Source organism: Micromonospora sp. NPDC047620 (genome assembly GCF_043205005.1).
In the GTDB taxonomy this organism is placed as follows: Bacteria; Actinomycetota; Actinomycetes; order Mycobacteriales; family Micromonosporaceae; genus Micromonospora.
The window spans coordinates 1-1396 of the sequence record NZ_JBIDDG010000118.1 but is presented as its reverse complement, the minus strand read 5'-3'; the positions used below and the strand labels follow the sequence as shown (position 1 = coordinate 1396).

The 1396-nt window shown below is 68.1% G+C and carries 3 protein-coding genes; 1 reads left to right on the top strand and 2 read right to left on the bottom strand.

The genetic code is table 11. The features are described from left to right. A partial coding sequence (locus ACGF5C_RS34595) for a hypothetical protein (RefSeq protein WP_393308608.1) occupies window positions 1-198 on the top strand: 198 nt, incomplete at its 5' end. Between the two features lie 39 nt (window positions 199-237). Here ACGF5C_RS34595 and ACGF5C_RS34590 read toward each other — a convergent pair. Continuing rightward, on the bottom strand, window positions 238-975 hold the full coding sequence (locus ACGF5C_RS34590; protein WP_393308606.1) for an MspA family porin: 738 nt from the start codon (window positions 973-975) through the stop codon (window positions 238-240). Window positions 976-1031: 56 nt separating this feature from the next. Then, a complete protein-coding gene (locus tag ACGF5C_RS34585) occupies window positions 1032-1253 on the bottom strand; it encodes a hypothetical protein (RefSeq protein ID WP_393308604.1) in 222 nt (73 codons plus the stop codon). Window positions 1254-1396: the final 143 nt, after the last annotated feature.

Here is a 1396-nt window from a genome sequence, read left to right as displayed (position 1 = left end):
CCGATCGTCACCGCCGTGGTCAACTTCATTCTCATCGCGGCGATTTTGTACTTCATCCTGATCCTGCCGGCGGGCCGCCTGATGAAGCGATTCGGCACCGAGAAGGAAGCGGTGATGACCGAGGTCGCACTGCTCGTCGAGATCCGCGATCTGCTCTCGGAAGGCAGCAAGAGCGCCGGCGGCCGGCACGAGTTCTGAGATCGAATCCGCAGGCCGCCAGGTGTATCCGGCTCGAGCTCAGCCCAGGCTGAACGGCTCGCCCCACAGCGTCACCCATGAGATGACGTTGTCGGTCTCGACCTCGACGCTGACGAATGCGCGCGCCTGCGCGTCACCGCCACATCCGGTCAGGCCGATGGTTTCGTCGGACCAGGCCACCGAACCGCTGTCACCCCGGAACTTGTTGCGGGGCTTGTGCACATCCTGGGCGACGTCGTCCTTCTCCTCGATGTCGAGGACATAGAACGACTTCGCCTGGCCCGGCGCGAGAATCAGGTTGCCGCCGATATTTCCGCCGGCGTCGGGCTTGGCGTTCTCGCCGTCGCTCCAATCCATGCTCGCGCCGGGACCGCCGTCGACGCCGACACCGGAGATGTCGACCTGGCAGCCCACGGTGTACCCGGGGTAGATGCTGCCGCCCACGACGGTGGTGTCGCCGGACAGTTCGACATGGGCGTTACCCGAGACCCGGGCAGTGCGGTGCACCGCCGGGACAACGATCGCCGGATCGATGGTCGCGGATTCGCCGTCCAGCCGGACATGCACGACGGTGCCGTCGGACAGCGTCTTGGACAGGTCGCCGCCGGGCAGCGGGACGAAGGTGCCGGCATTGGCGGCGCCGGTGGAGAACAGGCCGAGCGCGGCGGTCGCCACGGCACCGATGCCGGCGATGCGCGCACCCCAGACCCGACCGTTCGTATTCATATTTCTCTCATCAGGTTCTTGCGGTCGGCCGCGATGAACGTCGAGATTCACGGCTGCCGACAGGGGACAGTGACATGCCTCGACATCCGAGACACCGCAGAGTCCGACTATCCGTGATGTGGCGGGACCTGCGCGCGCAGCCAGTCGTCCCCGGAGCGGGGCAACTCACCGTCGGGGGCGCGCTCGTCGCTGCTGGTGCGCGGCAGCGCCTCGCCGAAGATCCGCGCCAGGCGCGCGGACTCGGCGGCCGAACGGGTGCGCCCCATCGCCGGGCGTTCCGCGGAATGCGAATCGTCCGGGCGCTGCGCCCCCGCCGGCCGGTCGGTCATACCGCGATTATTCCGCCAATCCGGACAGTTCGTCGACGACCCGGCTCACCAGCGGACCGAGCGTGGCCATGCCGTCGCGAACGGCGTCGCGCGTGCCGGGCAGGTTGACGACCAGGGTGCTGCCCGAGACGCCGGCCAGTCCA